The following is a 19,874-nucleotide window of genomic DNA, read 5'->3' on the forward strand; positions in this document are numbered from 1 at the left end:
AAACATCTATATGCGACCCATTGCTCGCCTCTTGTTTCCAGAAATAATAGGCTATGATAGCCAGAGTTTTGGTTTTTCTATTCATTATCAACCCAACACTGATACCTCGATACGCCCTCATACCGATGCGTCTTCAGTGACTTTAAATGTAAATTTGAATACACCGGAAGAATTGTTTTCTGGCTCGGCGGTTAATTTTTACGATACAAAACAAGGATTAACCAAAGAACACATATTTAAATCAGGGACGGCTGTGATTCATCGTGGGCATGTTCCACATGCTGCTCAGCATATTACAAGTGGAAGCCGTTCTAATTTTGTCTTTTGGTTATTTGGTGACAAGGGACAAATGCCACCGCAAGGTATTGAACGAAAGGCCGTTGATGCGCGACTGCGATGGTCAATGCCTTCAGACGAACAAGATAATTATTCGCCATTTTAAATCAGCATGAATGGTTACAAGTCACACAAGGTTATTTAACTGACTCAAGCAATCATTATGTTAAACATCAGGAAAAGATTAGATGAAAAAGATATTAATCACAGGTGCAACAGATGGAATTGGTTTAGAAACCGCTAAAGTATTGGCTTCGAGCGATCATCACTTATTAATGCACGGTCGCAACAAAGATAAATTGGACAAGGCGATTCAGTCCGTCAAGAGTATCGCGCCTAATTCAACAATTGAAGGTTATTTAGCCGATCTATCGGATTTTGCCGACATTACTGCACTGACTGAATCGATTCTAGAGCAGCACTGTGAAGTGGATGTCATTATCAATAATGCGGGTATTTTTAAAACGGCTCATCCCATCACCAAAGATGGGCTGGATGTGCGTTTTGTCGTCAATACCTTTGCTCCCGCAATAATTTCTCGCGCATTATTGCCAATATTGAGCGAAGCTGGGCGTATTGTGAATCTATCGTCTGCAGCGCAAGCTCCAATTGATGTGGATGCGATGGCGGGCAAAAAAGCCCTAAACGATGACTTTCAGGCTTATGCACAAAGTAAGTTGGCACTAACTATCTGGTCTCATCAATTTGCTAAAAGTCTTCCACCTAAACAGGTTTCAGTGGCTGTGAATCCTGCGTCAATGTTGGCGTCAAAAATGGTGAAAGAAGGCTTTGGTGTGGCGGGCCATGATTTAAGTGTTGGTGTGAAGATATTGATAAGCGCTGCGCTTTCAGATGAATTTTCAGATGCTTCTGGCAAATACTTTGATAATGATATTAAGAAGTTTTCTTCGCCTCATCCGTTTGCAAATAACACCAGTCAGTGTGAGCAAGTGATGACATCCCTTAAAGCTATCATTTCAAAGTACACAGCGTAAACAAGGCAATCGAAATATATCCACAGCATTGAAGTATACTCCATCGACTAGAAAACAAGTTATTCTCATCGTCGCTGGAGCAAGCTTATCATTAATCGGTATATTAAAAGCAGCCCGCTAAAATATGACTGCTTTGCGATAACAATCAAAATGACGTTTTTTCTTAACTAACTCTTCATTTAAGCCTGATTAATCATAACCGATTTAATATTCACGAATTCGGTGATCCCAAAGCCACCATGTTCTCTTCCATAGCCGCTGGATTTAACTCCACCAAAAGGTAAATTCGGTTGTGCCAACCCGTAACCGTTAATATTAACCATGCCAGTATCAAACTCTTCAATTGCCAACTTCAGCGCGTTATCTTCATCTGCTGAAAAGATACCACCACCGAGACCATACCTTGAATCATTTGCGACTTTCATAGCTTCTTCATTGTTTTTCACTTTAATCAATGCGGCAACAGGACCAAATAATTCATCATCGTATGCTGGCATTCCGGGTTGTACGTTTTCAAGAATTGAAGGGGGGTAGAAGTAACCTTTCTGATCTGGAATTTGACAGCCCAATATCGCCACAGCGCCTTTATCTATCGACTCTGTAACTTGTTCATGTAATTCGTCGCGTAAGTCTTTTCTGGCCATGGGGCCTAAGTCAGTATCTTTATCATTAGGATTACCCATTTTCATGTTTTCTATTTGTTTCACAAAAGCTTGTTTGAATTCATCATAATTAGCTTCTGTAATAATAAAGCGCTTCGCAGCAACACATGTTTCACCGTTGTTTATCATTCTGCCTTTTACACATGCCTCAACAGCGGTTTTTATATTGGCATCATCCAATACGATGAAAGCATCATTACTACCTAGCTCCAATACCGACTTTTTAGCGTGTTTACCGGCCATTTCAGCCACTTTTTTACCTACTTTATCGCTACCTGTAAAAGTGACACCTCGCACTTTATCATGGGCTATTAATTCTGTGGCTAATGAGCCTTCAATCATTAAAGATTGATAAACATGTTTGGGGAATCCTGCCTGTTCGTACATTTCTTGGATTTTTGATGCCATGCCGAATACATTGGAGGCATGTTTCGTAACCGCAGTGTTGCCGGCCATAATGTTGGTAATGCTATAGCGAATCACCTGATACAATGGGAAATTCCAAGGCTGAATACCTAGTATTACGCCGATGGGCTGAAAACAAATGATTGCTTTACCGCCTTCAATTTCGCGGGTTTGATTGGCGAGTTCTTTTACGGCTTCTTGCGCTGTGTATTCACAAATAACTGCGCACAGTTCGACCTCTTGTTCTCCTTGAGCGCGTATTTTACCCATTTCGTTGGTCATTAAATCAAGCAATTCGCTTTTATTATCTCGTATTACTTTCGCCAGATTTAACACCTGCTCCGCGCGCTTTTCTTTCGACACTTTTTTCCAAGATAAGAATGCCTTGTGCGCATTATCGATAGCCGCATTTGCCTGTTTAGCATTTAGCAATTGATAAGTTTGAATTACTTGTTCGGTGTAAGGATTGATTGTTTGCGTGGTATTTGTCATTGCACTTCCTTAGTTAACTTAGTGTTTTCCTAGGAGCAATTCTTTTACCAACTTTTCAGAATGTCTAACTGGCTGAATTATAACGCATTACATTTTCGTCTCCGGTTATGGGTGTGAATATGTTGCATTTGACAATGAAATATTTTCACTATTAACGCGTTATTTTTTTACCTAACATCAAAACGCAAACGGTTTTCCTAGGAAATTCAGTTGGCTAAGTATTGTGGTAAGGGGATTGCACGGCAAAAGCGCAATTTAAACATGGCAAGTGAAATTACTTAGCCCTTATTTTTATGGAGATAAAGAATGCAAAATACAAAATTGTTAGCAGGCAAAACGTTTCCTACCATTGAACTCACTAACGCAACCGGCGCTACGGCCAACCTTGTAACCGATTCTGATAGATGGTCGTTGATTGTTGTGTACCGAGGATATCACTGTCCAATTTGTTTAAAGTACCTTAATAAGCTTGAAGACTATACTGAAAAACTTGATTCTTTGAACATTGATGTGGTGGCAGCTTCTGCTGATACCCCAGAACAATTAATTAAGATGCAAGAAAAAGGCTTAGAGGTCAGCTTTCCAGTACTGACGGGATTGACCTTAGATCACATGAAAACGTTAGGGTTGTATATTTCTGATCCTATGAGTGATTCAGAAACCGACCACGCGTTTGCTGAGCCTGGCTTATTTCTAGTTAATCCAGAAGGAAAAACCGTGATGATTGAGATTGCTAATGCACCTTTCATTCGTCCTGATTTAGAGCAGTTAGTGAGCGGTATTGAGTTTGTTTTCGAAAAAGACTACCCAATTCGTGGTACCCACCAATATTAACGTTTGCTCGGGGGCGTTCAGATTACGCCCTTAAATCACTTTTTTAGATAGTGCATGCTTGATTTTGAGATGGGCGGTACTTTCTGCAATCTCAGCTTCGTTCTCCATCGACACTTCTTAGTAGTATTAATTTCCAAACTCAAAAAGCGTTAACCCCGTCTTAACCCTCACCTTGTTATGCTCTAGGCAATTATAGGCTCTAACACTTTATTTGTTACCTGAAAAACGAGTAAGTGGAATGACTTGAGTCTGATCTATTGTTTATGCATTTAACGAGGAACGCTCTATTATGAAATCTTCAACTTACATTGGCGCTGTATTATTGTTAGTGGCTTTGTTGAGTGGTTGTCAACAAGAAAGCATGCCAGCTAAAAACATGCCAATAACGGCAGTGTCTTATATTCCTGTAACCACATCAGAACACAACATTGACACCCAAATGCAAGGCCGCGTTGTTGCTTCTGTAATTGCTGAAGTGCGTCCTCAAGTAGGCGGAATTGTTGAGCAGAGATTGTTTGAAGAAGGCAATACTGTGGAGCAAGGGCAGCTTTTGTATCAAATTGACCCGGCCACCTACCAAGCCGCTTACAACGAAGCCAAAGCAAATTTAAGCAGCGCGAAGGCAACGCTTGAGACAGCGAAAGTCAAAGATCAGCGTTATGCCAGTTTGCTTAAAATCGATGGCGTATCTCAGCAAGATACCGATGACGCGCATGCCACTTATCTGGAAGCACAAGCTAACATCGAAAAGTTTGAAGCAGCATTAGCAACAGCATCAATCAACTTGGAATTTACCAAAGTAAAGGCACCGATTTCCGGACACATTGGTATCTCCAACGTGACTCAAGGTGCATTAGTAACAGCGCAACAGAGCACTGCGATGGCGACCATTCGCACATTGGACCCTATTTATGTCGATATGACAAAAAGCAGTAAAGAGTTACTTAAGTTGCGCCAGTTGATGACTGAAAATGGTGTCACACAAGGTACCACGGAAGTGACCTTAACATTAGAAGATGGCTCTGAGTATGAGTTAAAAGGTCAGTTAAAGATGCAAGAGGTGTCGGTAGACGCTTCAACAGGAACTGTTACTTTACGCGCAGAATTTCCAAATCCTAATGGTGTGTTATTACCGGGTATGTTTGTTCGCACACAAGTGAATGAAGCGGTAAATGAAAACGCAATATTGGTTCCCCAGCAGGGTATTTATCATACGGCGACAGGCGAAGCTTACGCATATGTTATTAATCAAAACAATCTGGTCGAAAAGCGTGTTGTTGAAACGGTCAACGCTGTTGATAACAAATGGGTGATTGCCAGCGGTTTATCGGTAAACGACAAACTTTTAGTTGAAGGCTCAAGCAAAGTGCGTCCTGGAAGTGAAGTTAAACCCATAGAAGTTCAAATGGATGAACACGGCACTATGATTACTGTGACCGATTCAAACAACGCATCTACAGAAGTGGGGAAATAAATTATGTTTGCTCGTTTTTTTATTGATCGCCCTGTTTTTGCTTGGGTTATTTCAATCATTATTATGCTGGCCGGTATTGCGTCTATTGTGTCTTTACCTATTGCACAATATCCAAGTGTAGCACCACCTGTTATCAGCGTTAGTACCAGTTATATAGGCGCTGATGCGGAGACGGTTGAAAATAGTGTGACGCAAATTATCGAACAACAATTAACTGGTCTTGACGGGTTGTTGTATTTTTCGTCTTCCAGTACATCTGATGGTGGTGCTTCGGTAAACATTACGTTTGAAGAAGGTACGGATCCCGATTATGCACAGGTACAAGTCCAAAACAAAGTACAGCAAGTTAACTCACGTTTCCCAGAGTCTGTTCAATCTCAAGGTGTGACCGTAACCAAGTCAAATACCGATTATTTATTGGTTGTGGCAGTTTATGACAAAACCGATCAGGCTTCAGCATTTGATGTTTCCGACTATATTTCATCCAATATGCAAGATGCTTTAGCACGTATCGAAGGCGTTGGGGATGTGAGAGTTTTTGGTTCTCAATATGCCATGCGTATCTGGTTAGATCCTAATAAGCTGGCCGCTTATGAATTAATGCCTTCGGATATTAGTAATGCGTTAAGTGCGCAAAACGTGCAAGTTCCAGCGGGTAAAATTGGCGCAATTCCGAGCCTGGCGGATCAAGAATTAAATGCCACAGTCACTGCGCAATCCATGCTATCTACACCTGAAGAGTTCCGTAATATCATCATCAAATTTAACTCTTCTGGCGCGAATGTGCGCTTGAGTGATGTTGCGCGTGTTGAAATTGGCAGTGAAAGTTACAGTGCTATTCCAAGACTTAACGGTCACCCGGCTTCGGGTATCGCTATCATGCTGTCCCCAGATGCGAATGCGTTGGATACAGCAACACGAGTAAAAGAGAAAGTTGCTGAATTAGCCGTAAATCTGCCCGATGGATATGAAGTTGCTTTCCCTCGTGACAGCACCGAGTTTATTAAAATTTCAATCAGCGAAGTGGTGGATACCTTAATTGAAGCGGTTATTTTAGTCGTTTTAGTTATGTGGCTGTTTTTACAAAATTGGCGAGCCACCCTTATTCCTGCTATCGCTGTTCCTGTCGTACTACTAGGAACCTTTGGAGTGTTGTCTGCATTCGGCTTTTCGATCAATACCCTCACCATGTTCGGTATTGTATTGTCGATAGGGTTGTTAGTTGATGATGCCATTGTCGTGGTTGAAAATGTCGAACGTTTAATGCTCGAAAAGAACCTGTCTCCCCGAGATGCAACAATTAAATCTATGTCAGAAATCAGTAGTGCGCTGGTGGGAATAGCCGTGGTACTTTCGGCAGTATTTTTGCCCATGGCCTTTTTTGATGGTTCAACTGGCGTTATTTATAAGCAGTTCTCGATTGCTATCGTCTCGTCTATGACCTTGTCGGTTGTTGTGGCCCTAACACTCAGCCCAATGTTATGTGCAAGTATGCTCACTCCAACCAAACATAACGCGCAAGGCAAAAGTTTCTTTGCTCGTTTTAATCGCGTATTTGACCGCCTGACAAATTCATACACCGGGCATGTGCAGCGAATTGTAACCCGCAAAGTTCGTTGGACATTAGTGTACGGTGCAATCGTCGTGGTTTTAGGTTTGTTGATCGTGCGTTTACCCACAGGCTTTTTACCCCAAGAAGATCAAGGTAGTACGATGTTCCAAATTAGTCTTCCTGAAGGTGCATCGATTAAACGCACCGCCGCTGTTGCGGAGCAGGTCGAGCAGTACATAATTGAAGAGGAGTCGGACATTGTAGACAGAGCTTTTACCATCTCGGGCTTTAATTTTTCTGGCAGCGGACAAAATGCCGGTATGGGTTTCGTATTGTTAAAACCTTGGGATGAAAGAACCCAAGAAGATCAAAGTGCAGATGCGTTGATTAATCGTATGAATCGAAACTTATCGTCAATTCGCGATGCCAGTATTTTTGCGTTGTCGCAACCTGTTATTCAAGGTTTAGGTCAAAGCAATGGTTTCACGTTTGAGCTACAGGCTGCAACTGGCACCAGTCGGGAAGAACTAGCCCAATTGAAGAACGAATTACTTGCAAAAGCCCGTCAAAGTGACTTGTTAGTAGGGATTCGAGAAGGGGCATTAAGTGAAACCCCACAATTAAAAATTGATATTGATAATGGTAAAGCGACAGCGCTTGGATTGTCGCTATCGGATGTAGCCAATACCCTGACCTACGCATGGGCTGGCGCTTACGTAAACGACTTTATTGATGATGGAAGGGTAAAGAAAGTCTATATTGAAAGCGATGCACAGTTCCGCTCCAAGCCTGAGGATTTGGGGAATTGGCATGTGCGTGGCAGCAATGCTGATGGTGAAGTCACTATGACGCCATTCTCAGCATTTAGCACCTCATCTTGGTCAACTGCACCGCAAAGCTTATCTAGATTCAACGGTATTTCCTCTTACCAAATACAAGGTTCCGCGGCGAGTGGCGTGAGTTCTGGTCAGGCAATGGCTGAAATGGAGCGATTAACCCAAGAAGTAGGACAAGGAAAATTAAGTTATGCATGGAGTGGTTTGTCTTATCAGGAGAAACTCTCAAGTGGCCAATCTTCCACGCTTTACGCAATTTCTATTCTTGTGGTGTTCCTAGCGCTAGCGGCGCTGTATGAAAGTTGGTCCGTGCCGTTGTCGGTTATTTTAGTCATTCCGTTGGGGGTTGTGGGTGCAGTTTTGGCAACTACATTAAGAGGCTTAGAAAATGACATTTATTTCCAAGTGGCGTTGGTGACAACAATTGGACTGGCCTCAAAAAATGCCATCTTGATTGTTGAATTTGCTGAAGCGTCGTACCAACGCGGCATGTCTCTTGTGGATTCAGCGGTACAGGCGGCAAAATTACGTCTAAGACCTATTATCATGACCTCATTAGCATTTATTTTCGGTACCTTGCCATTAGCTCTGTCATCTGGTGCAGGCGCGAATAGTCGCATATCCATCGGTACTGGTATTGTGGGTGGAACATTTACTGCCACAATACTTGGGATTTTCTTCGTTCCCATGTTCTTTGTGATTATCCGCGGCATTTTTTCGAAAAGAAAACCTGTGTATGACGATGAACCCAAAAAATTGGAGAACGCACATGTCTAAGTTGCCAATCATGAAAAAAGGAATTGTGAGATATTTGCCTATTGTTTGTGCGTTAATACTATCAGGTTGTAGTACTTTAACGCCCGAATATTCGCGCACTGACTTACCGGTTCCGAATCAATGGGAAAACGCACCTAATGCAGAAGGTGATGGATTATCTACGCAATTAGCCACGCAAGTAGCATGGAAAAACTTTATCAAAGATACACGTTTATCGCAGGTGATTGAGCTTGCGTTGAACAGCAATAGAAGCTTGCGCCAGACGCTCGCAGATGTGGACGCGGCGAGAGCGACTTACCGCATTCAAAATGCAGATTTGTACCCACAGGTTGATGTTGGCTTGAGTGGTAATCGATCAAAATCTTCTACTGGAAATATTTCAACAACTTATGAAGCACAAGGTGGCTTAAGTGGTTACGAAATTGATTTATTCGGAAAAAATAGAAGTTTGACGACTGCGCAAATGGAAGCCTATTTAGCCAGTGAGGAAACGGCTAAGGCTGCGCATATTTCGCTTATTGGTGAAATCACGAATGCGTGGCTAACCTTAGCTGCTGATAATAATCAACTTAGCTTAGCCAAAGAAACAGCGGCAAATGCGCTTAAAACTATGGAGATCACAAATAAGCGTTTGGAACTTGGTGTCGATTCGAGAATTGATGTGGCTAGCGCAGAAACAATTTACTTTAACGCACGTTCAGATGTAGCAACCTATACCACTCAAGTTGCACAAGATTTGAATGCGTTGCGATTGCTTGTCGGCGAAGAGTTTGACTCTAGTTTATTACCTGAATCGCTTCCAGATAGTGATAATTTGGTGAGTGACGTGCCCGCAGGCCTAACGTCACTTTTGTTGTTACAACGTCCAGATGTTTTGGCCGCAGAGCATAACCTGAAATCGGCAAATGCAAACATAGGCGCTGCCCGAGCGGCATACTTTCCATCGATATCTCTAACGGCTACCGGGGGGTTAGCAAGCTCGGTATTGGCTGATATATTTACTGGTGGAGCGAGTACCATCTGGACTATTGCTCCGAGTATTACCCTGCCTATATTTGACGGCGGCGCAAATGATGCCAATCTAGCTTTGAGTGAAGCGCAGCAACGTAAGTATTTGGCGGCGTATGAATATGCCATCCAACTAGCCTTTTCTGAAGTTGCCGATGCGCTTGCGCGAAGGGCAACAATACAAGCTCAATTGCAAGCTGAAGAAGCTTTGGTGTCAGCTGCAACGCGCAGTTACGATTTATCACTGGCTCGTTATAAAGGTGGAATAGATAGCTTTCAAAATGCGCTTGAAGCACAGCGCACCTTGTATCAAGCAAAGCAGTCGCTGATTTTAACCAATCAAGCCGACCTGACCAACCGAATTGCGTTATATCGTGTTTTAGGTGGTGGTCTTGCGGAACATGAATCTAATTAAATGTAGCATGCACTGTGTGTCTATAATGTAGCTTGTTCTAAAATGCTTGGATAAGTTGAAGGCCTTAATAGGTTTGCTCAATAGGAAATGCAATAGTAATGATTAACGTACTGCTGGTTGAAGATGACATTGATCTGGCCACAACCATAGTTGATTACCTCGAAATTGAATCAATTCAATGTGATCATGCGAGTAATGGGCTAATGGGACTAAATTTAGTCGAAAACAATTTTTATCAAATGATAATACTCGATATCAATATGCCTAAAATGGACGGTTTAACACTCTGCAACACGTTAAGAGAAAAAGGGATGGATATTCCTATTCTGATGTTGACCGCACGTGATAGCTTAGAAAATAAGCTGCAAGGGTTTGAAGCGGGAAGTGACGACTATCTGGTAAAACCTTTCGCCATGAAAGAACTTGTAGCGCGGGTTCAAGTGCTTGCAAAGCGTCGTAGCGGTGCAGTAAAACGCCTCGTTTTAGGTGATTTACGTTTAGACTTAACGCAGCACAGCGCACAGTTAAAAGATAAAAACTTAAAAATTTCGCCAACGGGGTTTAAATTATTGGAAGAATTGGTGCGCGCCAGTCCTCAAGTGATTAGTCGTCAGCATTTAATGCAGACGGTTTGGGGAGATGAACAACCCGACAGTAACAATCTGAAAGTGCATATTCATCATTTGCGTAAAATGTTAGACGTGGATTCAAGTAATATTCGACTTGAAACCGTAGCAGGTGTCGGTTTTGTCATTAAAGCCGAAAATGGATAAGCTCTACCTTGAATATTGGACGTGAATACTAAACATGAAAATTAGACCAAGCCTTAAACTGTATTTTTTTATGAGTGTCGTCTTGCTTGGCTCAGTCATGGTATTCGTTTTTTCTTTTTTAAGTGTCAGTTATTATGTCGACGGTCTCGATAGAGGCGTCAACGGAATGATGTTCGAACTCTCTAAATCAACCGAGGTTGAAGACGGTCAGCCGCAATCAATTGCAGGATTTCATGTGGCTAGTCGTTGGCAAGATACCCCAGAAATTATCCAACAGCGTTTCAAAACTCCTCCCACAGTGGAAGGCCAATTACAAAAGCAAAAAGTGCAAACAATGATATTCACATTGCCCAAAAACTTATTTTTTATGGTGATGTATTTCAATCCTCAAGGTGAACAGAGGTTCATTTCAAGAGTGATGCTCGAAGAAGATATCATCCTTACAAAAAAAGTAGGCGAGCCCACTAACCGTTTCATTTGGGCAGTTACTGCCGCAATTATCGGCATTGCATTGTTTGCGTTTTTTCTAGTAATGATAATGAAAAAGATTGCTAAGCCTATCGAATCGTTAAAAGGTTGGGCTAAATCGTTAGAGCAAGGTAATCTACAAAAAACGCCACCTGATTTTACCTATAACGAGCTAAACGTATTGGCTTCGTTAGTGCAAAGTAGTTTAATTTCAGCCCATCAAAGTATCGAGCGAGAGCAGCTTTTTCTAAGTTATGCCAGCCACGAATTGAGAACACCGATTGCGGTTATTCGCAGTAATGTTGATTTATTGCAAAGACTGAACGAAAAGCAGCCAACCACTGAAAAACAGCAGCTCACATTACAACGCATTCAGCGTGCTGGTTTAACCATGAGTAATCTAACCGACACTTTCCTATGGTTAAGTCGAAATGAAGAACTGAACATCTCGCCAGAACCTATACCGTTAGGTCAAATCATCAATCAGGCATGTAGCGATCTTGAATATTTACTCAGTGGTAAAAATGTTGAAGTGAAAATTGAAAGTGAAGAATGTAGCGTGACTGCGGTCGCGGTTGCCTGTCATATCGTAGTAAATAACCTCATACGAAATGCATATCAACATACTCAACATGGATACGTACATATCAAGCAGCAAGGTAGTCGTGTTTCGATTATTAACAGCAATGTTAAAGAAGAAAGTAACCCCCCCGTGTCTGATTCGAAAAATAATCAGGTCGCTTTCGGTTACGGCTACGGATTAGGTTTGCAGTTAAGTGAGAAAATTATTAAACACCACAACTGGTTTTACGAGAAAGAAAATCAACACGGATGTTATCAGGTTATCGTTGATTTTCGTTCCACTAATTAACGTTGTTTAGGTGCTTTCAATTTTGGTGTACCTGGAGTCTTCAGGTGTTTTAACTTAGGCGTAAACACCACTAATTTAATACTTCCATCTGAATTAAACTGTAGCGGCTCAAAGCTTGCGGAACGTTTAAAAAAGCTACCATTATTTACATCCCCTCGATGATAAAATAAATACCAATGGCCATTAAATTCGATGACCGATGTATGCGCTGGTGAGTTTGTTTGCGCTTCGGTTAGGTGGCCCATATACTTGAGTTCATCTGGTTTAGGTAAAGGCGTATCTGCCATAAAATAATCAGTATATCCGCCGCGACGGGCTAAAAAATAATATTTACCGTTGCGCTTAAATACCGTTACCGCCTCGTTAACTTGAATGGTCGATAAACGTTGCCATTCAGTTTCTAGCTCAAGCATATTGTCGTTGAGTTTTGCGCCCATCACATGCCAGCCAGGATCACCAAGGTCCACTTTGTGATCATTACCATAGATATAAGCTTGCCCGTCGTCATCAACAAATACGGTGGGATCAAATATCGAGGTAATTTTGTCGTTTACCGCTGCTTGCCAAGGTCCTATTGGTGTGCGGCTTTTTGCAACACCCACGTGGGTTTTATTGTATGGAAAATATAGGTAGTACCAGCCATTTTTGTAAGCCGCATCTGGTGCATTCATTTGTCCAGACGCCCAAGTGTATTCTCTAGGTTTTAGCACCACTCCATGATTGGTCCAATTTACTAAATCTGATGATTCCAGCACCGCATAATCCTGCATCGTACTAAAGCCCGTAGCATTGTTTAAGTCTCTTGAAACGTACACGTACACTTTGCCGTTAAAGACTTCTGCCGCTGGATCTGCAGCGTAAATAAAATCCTTATCAGTTAGTTTTAAAATCGGGTTGCTGGGCGTTACTGCCTTGTTTATTTCTGTATTTAAATATTTATCGTTAACTTGAGTATTACAGGCGAGCAACGTGGATGTGGCTAAAAATAGTAGCGGTATCGCAATCGCAGAGCTTCTTTTTACAAACATTGTTTAAGGTTCAACTTTGATGCTTAGTTGTTAAATAAACAATCAATTAGAAGCGATCCGTATTTAAAAATGAGAAATTGAGAAGTTTTTAACGCTGTTTAACAAAGCTTGATTGATTTAGAACACACTTTGTTAACAATAGTTTTACGCATTTAAGGGTTTACATTGTTTTAATGGAGTAGGAAATAAATTTGGAGTGTCAGGTGCGTTTTTTAAGTCGGTTTCAGTGGGTCTTTTTTACCCTATTTGCTTTTTCAGGTGTCGTTAATGCTGAGCGTGTAACAGTAGATTTGAATCCAGAATGGAAGTTTTCATTGTCGGATATTAAGAATGCCGCTAATTCAGACTTTGATGACAAACAGTGGCAAGACGTATCTGTGCCTCACGATTGGGCTTTCAACAAAGGTATTCGTGAAGGTGGCGATCAAGGGGCAAATGGTGGCTATTTTGATGGCGGAGTAGGTTGGTATCGGCGCTCCTTCGAGGTAGACGAAAGCTGGTTAAATAAACGCGTGTTACTGAACTTCGATGGCGTTTATATGAATAGCGAAGTTTGGGTGAATGGCCATTATTTAGGTAAAAAAGCCTATGGTTATATTTCTTTTCGCTATGACATCAGCCAATTTATTAAAGCCGGTGAAAACAACATTTCAGTGCGCGTCGATAACCTAAAAGAGCCGTCTGCACGCTGGTATCATCCTGCAGGAATTTATGCTCCTGTATCATTGATAGTTAAAGATGCCCAAGCGTCAATAAACACTAATGGTGTATTTGTCACTACACAAACAAAAAACGCGAATTTAGCAGTTGCTAAGGTAAAGGTTGAGTACAGCAATTCCCATTCCGAGGCTATGTATGTCGAATCAGAACTGATTGATCAAGCAGGCAATAGTACTGTTTATGACAGCCAAGCGTTAACTGCTTGCTCGTCTAAGCCGTGTGTATTTAATACCGAGTTAAGTATCGCTAAGCCATCGCTTTGGGATGTTGAAACCCCCCATCTATATACGCTAAAAACAACGTTACGCAGCGCTAACCATGTCTTTGATTCAGTGGAAACGCATTTTGGTATTCGTGACATTAAGTGGGATGTTGAAACCGGTTTTTGGATTAACGGTGAAAACACTAAACTTAAAGGAGTGAGTGAGCATTGGGAAGGTGGGCCAGTGGGTGGCGCATGGACCAAACCTTTATTGCGTTGGAAGCTAGCCTTATTTAAAGAGATGGGAGTGAACGCGATTCGAACCGCACACAACCCATACCCTCCCATATTTTATGAGCTTTGCGATGAGCTTGGCATTTTGGTGATGGATGAAATCTTTGATGGCTGGCACAAAAAAGCACCCTTTGATTATGGTCAGCAGGCCTTTGATACTGATTGGCAAGAAGATGTTTCTGAATGGTTAACCCGAAACAGAAATCATCCTTCTATTATCTTATACAGTGTAGGAAATGAAACCAGAGGGGAAGAAATAGGCGAAGAACTGGTAAATTACGTACATGCAATAGACCCTACTCGACCTGTTACATCCGGACATAGTGCATCAGCTAAAATGGATGTGTTTGGGGTGAATGGTGGAAGTGAAAAAACTCAGTTTTTCACTAACCAACAACCTAATAAACCCTTTGTTGCGACAGAAGCGCCACATACTTGGCAAACTCGCGGTTACTATCGTTCTAAAACTTGGTTGAGAGACGGTAATCATTCTGAACGCCAAGGTATATTCGATTTACCAGATTTAACAGACAAAGAAATCTTTACCTATGAATGGGCTGCGCCGGATAAATGGAAAAATCATAAACAGCATTTCAATTCGTCTTATGACAACGCCACCGTTAGAATCTCCGCTCGCAAAAACTGGGAACTAATGCGCGACCTACCTTGGTTTAGTGGGCATTTCAGGTGGACAGGTTTCGACTACTATGGGGAAGCTGGCTATGTACATGGTGGATGGCCATTTAGACTATTTATGGGGGGCGCTTTAGACGTTGCCGGATTCGAAAAAGATCTTTTCTATTTTTATAAAAGCCAATGGACAGAAGAACCCTTTGTTCATCTGTTACCGCATTGGACACATCCACGCATGCAAGCGAACACAGAAATCCCCGTGTGGGCTTATTCAAACTGTGAAGAAGTCGAACTATTTTTAAATGGACAGTCATTAGGTCGTGATAATTTAGGGACTAAGTGGGATGAAATGCAAGCCGAATGGATGGTGCCGTGGCAAGAAGGAACCTTAGTTGCGCATTGTTATATTGATGGAAAGCGAATGGCCACTACGCAGCAAGTTACCGCCAAAAGTCCGTCTCAACTTAATTTGCAACTGGAAGATGAATTTTTAACTGTAGACGATGGTGCAGCCATTATCACCGTTTCACTAGAAGATAAAAATGGCATTTATTATCCGTATGGTGAAAATCGGGTTTATTTCCATATTGAAGGTTCGGCAAGCATCCGCTCGTTAGAAAATGGCGACCCAGTAGATACCAGCAAAAATGTGGGGATAAATCACCGAAAAGCATTTATGGGAGCCACTAGGGCTTTCTTAGATGTCCCCGATACTAAGCAAAATTTGAGTGTGATCAGTGGGGCTATTCTAGGTGATAAGTCGTTATTCAGTTCAAATGAAATACATATTGATGTTAAAACGCTTACGCTAGTGGGGACGCCTAAAAATAACAACATTGATATTTATTACACTACCGATGGCTCTCAACCTTCGAAGTTAAGTAAAAAGTATCAAGGTCCATTCAAAGTGACACCCAAGACTGAAGTTAACGCGACTGTGTATGTAAACGATAACCTTGTATTTACTATGCGTGAATCCTTCGCTGATGGTTCGGGTTTGTACTGGGGCAATGCAGATCAAACAGTAAACCGTCCTGCTGCGCTTGGTGCGATGCCAGCACGTGATGCACAATTAAAAGGTGCTATTAAAGGTAAGAACTTCGTCGACTTTAAAGGCAAAGAAGGTTCCATCACTTGGTATCAGGAAAATGATGGTGAGCATGGCTTAAACCAACTTGAATTTACTTATGCGTTAAATGATAAAAATAAACGTCGCGACATGGACCTGATTGTTAATGGTAAAAAAATAGCAACTGTTAAGTTCGAAAATACTGGCAGTTGGAATAAAAAATGGAAAAAAGCCAAACTGATAGCCCCACTTGGAGCTGGTGCAAATTATATTGAATTGCGTACCAGCGGTTCCAGTGGGCCGAATATTAAGTCTTTAAGTATTACACCAAAAGCCGATGAATAGAGCAGTTTAGCGCTTTAAAGTACCTTGTTTTTATGTTCCCATTTGCCGCGTGATAAACGCGGTTTTTTTTGAACGACACTATACCGCTAAACATTGTTTTTGCTGTTTGGTCGAATGGGATCCCCCTTAATTGAGTTTAATTATATTTAAAAATGCATTTTTTAATAAAAATTTTTACGGGTACTTAAAACTGACTTGTTACATAGTTGTTACAACAAAATTAACATACACAACTTAACTTAAACAAAGCGTTAAGTATTTAGTGAAATCATTAGAAAAGATTTACTCAATTAACAAAAAATTTAAAATTTATTGTTGAGCTAAATATAACGGAGTCCACAATGAAACAGCCTTGGAAAACATTGCCATCCTTGCTAGCAGTCTCGGTACTGTTAGCAATAAATCCAGCGAATGCTCAAGACGCCAACGAAGACCTATCTGAAATAGAAGTGTCTACTGAAACGAAAAAAACCTTAAAAGAGAAAGATGCAGAAAAAGAAGAAGTTGAAGTCATCGAAGTCTCTGGTCTGAGAACAAGTTTATTAAAAGCAAGTGAAATGAAACGTCAGGCAAACCGCGTTATTGACGTTATCAGTGCTGAAGACGTGGGTAACTTTCCAGATGAAAACGTGGTTGAATCGTTGCAGCGTGTTACTGGTGTACAAGTTATATTCGGCGAAAATGGTAGTGCTGGGGCGTTTCAAATCCGTGGTGTAAGTCAAAACCGTATAGAGCTCAATGGTCGAAGCGTGGCGGGTGGTGAAGGTACTAACCCTTCTCGTGATGTAAACTTGGCTGACTTCCCTTCTGAATTAATTGATTCCCTTGAAGTACTTAAGTCGCCCACCGCAAGCAGCACAGAAGGTTCGTTGGGAGCGACCATCAACTTGAAAACAAAACGTCCACTGGCTATCAAGAAAAGTTTTGTTAATGTTAACGCCAAAGCAAAATACGGTGATGAGATTGATAAAACCTATCCAAATCTAAATCTAATCGGTACTCGTAGTTGGCGTGATACTGATTATGGTGACTTTGGTGCACTGATCAATTTGACCTATAACGACAACCGTCAAGGCGGTGATGTTCTTCGAGTGTCTAATTGGGGAAATGTTTGCCCGAAATATGGTGTAGATAATAATAACCGCACAACGTTACAACAAGGACAGTGTGGTGAAGGCGACCAAACTGTTTACCGTCCAAATTCGTTTGTGTTAATTGATAGAAATGGTCAAAACGAGAAAAAAGCGCTGGCCGCAACATTTCAATGGGCTCCAAACGATAGCTCTTCTTATACTCTTGATATAGTGCATAACCGGACGTTAAACCACAGCACCAGTGACGCATTTCAAATAAATTCTCTAGCTAACTGGATTCTTCCTCCAGAAGAACTTGGTGAAGATGGTTTCTTGTATGCGTATAGCAACATCCAAGAAGGCACCGCAGTTACACGTACTGACAACATGGGACGTGTGATTGATACAGTGACTCCTATTACGGCCTACGACAGTGTGTTAGGTAATGTTACACGTAGTACAGCACAAGGCGGACATAACACCACCAAGCAAACTACGATCGCGCTAAAAGGTGAATGGTATTTTGATGATTTCACCATGAAAACAGATATTGCCCATTCAATGTCGTCACATGAGCGCCATTATATGGCTGTAGCTTATAATCCTTATTTAGGTAATCCAGTTAACCAACAAGATCATCGTTTACGTGTAGATGATCCAAGTGTAATTGGTACCGATCAAGCAACTGCAATTCGTCAAACCGGCACAGATCTTAGTGTTGATTTAACTGACCCAAGAACAGTCGGTCTTGTTCTCAATAATGGTATTGATCCAAATGACTTAAGAACCTGGCGTGTAGGCAACTTCCGTGATGATGGTTGGAAACGTGAGCCTGTTTCATCAGCTGCAAAGATTGATTTTGAATATTCTTTGGGTTGGGGACCTGTTGATACTATCGAATTTGGTGGACGTTTTGCCCGCGACGTAATGGAAAACGCTAGTCGTTTCAGATTCGTTTGTAATGCTCGTTGGGGATACGGTCCGAATGGTCCAAATGCTAGTTCGTACAATGAGGAAGAGCATTTTGATTGTGAAGAACCAATCTCTGCGGTCGAATTAACCCAGCGTTACCCTGGCATCAATACTACCCATGACGGCTTTTACAGCGAAGCGGGTAACGTACCGTCATTTACCGCGTTTAATCTAGATATGTATCGTGACAACCGTGAGTTGTGGAACGAAATTTCAGGATTTAATGATGTTGGCTATACAGAAAGCCAAGGTGAAAACTACACCATGACGGAAGACACCTCCGCACTTTATTTAATGGCTAACCTTGATGGGGATTTGACCAACGAGATTACTTATCGCGGAAACATCGGTGTGCGTGGAGTTAAAACAGAAGTTACATCTGAAACCTACAACGCACTTGATAGTGAAGGTAATCCGCTAAAGGTTGAATTGACTAATTCGTATAACAACCTACTACCGAGCATGAACATTGCTATCGCTCACCAAGATTATGGTTTAGCGCGTTTCGCTGCGGCAAGAACTATGGTTCGTCCGGGATTAGACAGACTTTTACCTGTAGCTCAGCTAAATAACTTCCAAGGCTGTGCAGTATATGACCCTGAAGATCCACAAGGTGTATTTAACAACGGTGTGCCAAATCTAAACCTTACTCAAGCCGAACAAGAGCGTCAGATTGCACAACAATATGCAATTCAAAACTATTACAATGGTACGACTGATGTTTGTCCAGGTATTCGCTCTGGTACTACAAACATAGGTAACATTGAATTAGAAGCGCAGACATCTGATAACTTCGACTTGAGCTTTGAACGTTATTGGGGCAAAGGAAATATGGTTAGTCTTGCCTTCTTCTACCGTAAAGTTCAAGCCGACCTCGTCACCAAACGTGGTGTGCTTGGTGTGCCAGCTGATCCAGCGGGTATATTAACGGGTATCGAAGATAATGGTGGCTATTTAGTTGGTGAAGACATTTCAGCCAGCCCGGGTCTTGAGTTATGGCGTATTCGTACGTACTACAATGGACAGGGGACAGTACGTGAAGGTGTTGAATTAGGATACACCCAGTGGTTAGACTTTTTACCTGATTTTTGGAGCGGGTTTGGTTTCTCACTTAACTATACCTATACCGATGGAAATCGTCCTCAAGCAACATTTATTGATTCAGCGACAGAAGATGCGCTTGATCTAGCTGCACTTGGCATCACTGCCAGCGGTTATGAAGCTCAACGTGATGCATTGGATGCAATGAATGAAGCAGGTGAATTGCCAAATGGGTATGAACTGCAAGATCCGACAGTACTTCTACCTATCCAAAACATGTCGAGACACTCAGGTAACGTTTCAATCTTTTATGATAAAGGTCCAATTAACGTTCGTTTAGCAGGTAACTATCGTAGTAAATACTACAGTGGTGGCACCTTAAACTGGCCTCTATATTACGATAGTGTCACTCGCGCTGACTTCTCGTCGTCTTATCGCGTGAACAAGAAGCTAAGAGTACAGTTTAATATCAACAATATAACTAAAGCGGTTTCGCATCGTTATAGAATTGATCAGCAGATTACGGATACGTCTAGTTATGCTGACCGTACTTACACGTTGGGTATGACTTATCGTTTTGACTAAGTCTTAACCTCAAG

Annotated in this window: 11 protein-coding genes and 1 pseudogene; 10 read left to right on the forward strand and 2 right to left on the reverse strand. The window is 41.7% G+C overall.

Annotated elements, in window-relative coordinates; translation table 11 throughout:
* Positions 1 to 442: pseudogene (locus GLIP_RS22020) on the forward strand (2OG-Fe(II) oxygenase); the annotation flags it as partial.
* 82 nt (positions 443 to 524) lie between these two features.
* Positions 525 to 1,331 (forward strand): SDR family NAD(P)-dependent oxidoreductase, encoded by an 807-nt coding sequence (locus GLIP_RS00905; protein ID WP_008842654.1) that lies wholly within the window; start codon positions 525 to 527, stop codon positions 1,329 to 1,331.
* Between the two features lie 179 nt (positions 1,332 to 1,510).
* On the opposite strand, the gene GLIP_RS00910 is transcribed toward GLIP_RS00905, so the two are convergent.
* Positions 1,511 to 2,890 (reverse strand): NAD-dependent succinate-semialdehyde dehydrogenase, encoded by a 1,380-nt coding sequence (locus GLIP_RS00910; RefSeq protein ID WP_008842655.1) that lies wholly within the window; start codon positions 2,888 to 2,890, stop codon positions 1,511 to 1,513.
* A gap of 306 nt (positions 2,891 to 3,196) precedes the next feature.
* On the opposite strand from GLIP_RS00910, the gene GLIP_RS00915 reads away from it, so the two are divergent.
* From GLIP_RS00915 to GLIP_RS00940, 6 genes are all read left to right on the forward strand, one after another.
* Positions 3,197 to 3,724: a redoxin domain-containing protein gene (locus GLIP_RS00915; protein ID WP_008842656.1), complete on the forward strand. Its 528-nt coding sequence runs from the start codon at positions 3,197 to 3,199 to the stop codon at positions 3,722 to 3,724.
* Between the two features lie 289 nt (positions 3,725 to 4,013).
* A complete protein-coding gene (locus GLIP_RS00920; protein ID WP_008842657.1) occupies positions 4,014 to 5,198 on the forward strand; it encodes an efflux RND transporter periplasmic adaptor subunit in 1,185 nt (394 codons plus the stop codon).
* 3 nt (positions 5,199 to 5,201) lie between these two features.
* Complete coding sequence (locus tag GLIP_RS00925) at positions 5,202 to 8,363, forward strand: efflux RND transporter permease subunit (protein ID WP_008842658.1); 3,162 nt, start codon at positions 5,202 to 5,204, stop codon at positions 8,361 to 8,363.
* Positions 8,356 to 9,786, forward strand: a complete 1,431-nt coding sequence (locus GLIP_RS00930) for an efflux transporter outer membrane subunit (RefSeq protein ID WP_008842659.1) — start codon at positions 8,356 to 8,358, stop codon at positions 9,784 to 9,786. The genes GLIP_RS00925 and GLIP_RS00930 overlap by 8 nt, the downstream gene beginning before the upstream one ends.
* 98 nt (positions 9,787 to 9,884) lie before the next feature.
* Positions 9,885 to 10,559 (forward strand): response regulator transcription factor, encoded by a 675-nt coding sequence (locus GLIP_RS00935; protein WP_008842660.1) that lies wholly within the window; start codon positions 9,885 to 9,887, stop codon positions 10,557 to 10,559.
* Positions 10,560 to 10,593: 34 nt separating this feature from the next.
* A complete protein-coding gene (locus GLIP_RS00940) occupies positions 10,594 to 11,898 on the forward strand; it encodes a HAMP domain-containing sensor histidine kinase (protein WP_040521573.1) in 1,305 nt (434 codons plus the stop codon).
* On the opposite strand, the gene GLIP_RS00945 is transcribed toward GLIP_RS00940, so the two are convergent.
* Positions 11,895 to 12,926: a family 43 glycosylhydrolase gene (locus tag GLIP_RS00945; RefSeq protein ID WP_008842662.1), complete on the reverse strand. Its 1,032-nt coding sequence runs from the start codon at positions 12,924 to 12,926 to the stop codon at positions 11,895 to 11,897. The two genes, GLIP_RS00940 and GLIP_RS00945, sit on opposite strands and share 4 nt — an antisense overlap.
* Before the next feature lie 203 nt (positions 12,927 to 13,129).
* Between GLIP_RS00945 and GLIP_RS00950 the strand changes: the two genes are divergently transcribed.
* Positions 13,130 to 16,189: a sugar-binding domain-containing protein gene (locus tag GLIP_RS00950; RefSeq protein WP_008842663.1), complete on the forward strand. Its 3,060-nt coding sequence runs from the start codon at positions 13,130 to 13,132 to the stop codon at positions 16,187 to 16,189.
* 341 nt (positions 16,190 to 16,530) lie between these two features.
* Positions 16,531 to 19,860, forward strand: a complete 3,330-nt coding sequence (locus GLIP_RS00955; RefSeq protein WP_008842664.1) for a TonB-dependent receptor — start codon at positions 16,531 to 16,533, stop codon at positions 19,858 to 19,860.
* Positions 19,861 to 19,874: the final 14 nt, after the last annotated feature.

Origin of the sequence: Aliiglaciecola lipolytica E3 (assembly GCF_000314975.1) — a bacterium.
Taxonomy (GTDB): domain Bacteria; phylum Pseudomonadota; class Gammaproteobacteria; order Enterobacterales; family Alteromonadaceae; genus Aliiglaciecola; species Aliiglaciecola lipolytica.

What these genes read in the sequence shown, in the direction of transcription:
- GLIP_RS00905 (WP_008842654.1), top strand. Translation starts at nt 525, where the DNA reads ATGAAAAAGATATTAATCACAGGTGCAACAGATGGAATTGGTTTAGAA.
- GLIP_RS00910 (WP_008842655.1), bottom strand. Translation starts at nt 2,890, where the DNA reads ATGACAAATACCACGCAAACAATCAATCCTTACACCGAACAAGTAATT.
- GLIP_RS00915 (WP_008842656.1), top strand. Translation starts at nt 3,197, where the DNA reads ATGCAAAATACAAAATTGTTAGCAGGCAAAACGTTTCCTACCATTGAA.
- GLIP_RS00920 (WP_008842657.1), top strand. Translation starts at nt 4,014, where the DNA reads ATGAAATCTTCAACTTACATTGGCGCTGTATTATTGTTAGTGGCTTTG.
- GLIP_RS00925 (WP_008842658.1), top strand. Translation starts at nt 5,202, where the DNA reads ATGTTTGCTCGTTTTTTTATTGATCGCCCTGTTTTTGCTTGGGTTATT.
- GLIP_RS00930 (WP_008842659.1), top strand. Translation starts at nt 8,356, where the DNA reads ATGTCTAAGTTGCCAATCATGAAAAAAGGAATTGTGAGATATTTGCCT.
- GLIP_RS00935 (WP_008842660.1), top strand. Translation starts at nt 9,885, where the DNA reads ATGATTAACGTACTGCTGGTTGAAGATGACATTGATCTGGCCACAACC.
- GLIP_RS00940 (WP_040521573.1), top strand. Translation starts at nt 10,594, where the DNA reads ATGAAAATTAGACCAAGCCTTAAACTGTATTTTTTTATGAGTGTCGTC.
- GLIP_RS00945 (WP_008842662.1), bottom strand. Translation starts at nt 12,926, where the DNA reads ATGTTTGTAAAAAGAAGCTCTGCGATTGCGATACCGCTACTATTTTTA.
- GLIP_RS00955 (WP_008842664.1), top strand. Translation starts at nt 16,531, where the DNA reads ATGAAACAGCCTTGGAAAACATTGCCATCCTTGCTAGCAGTCTCGGTA.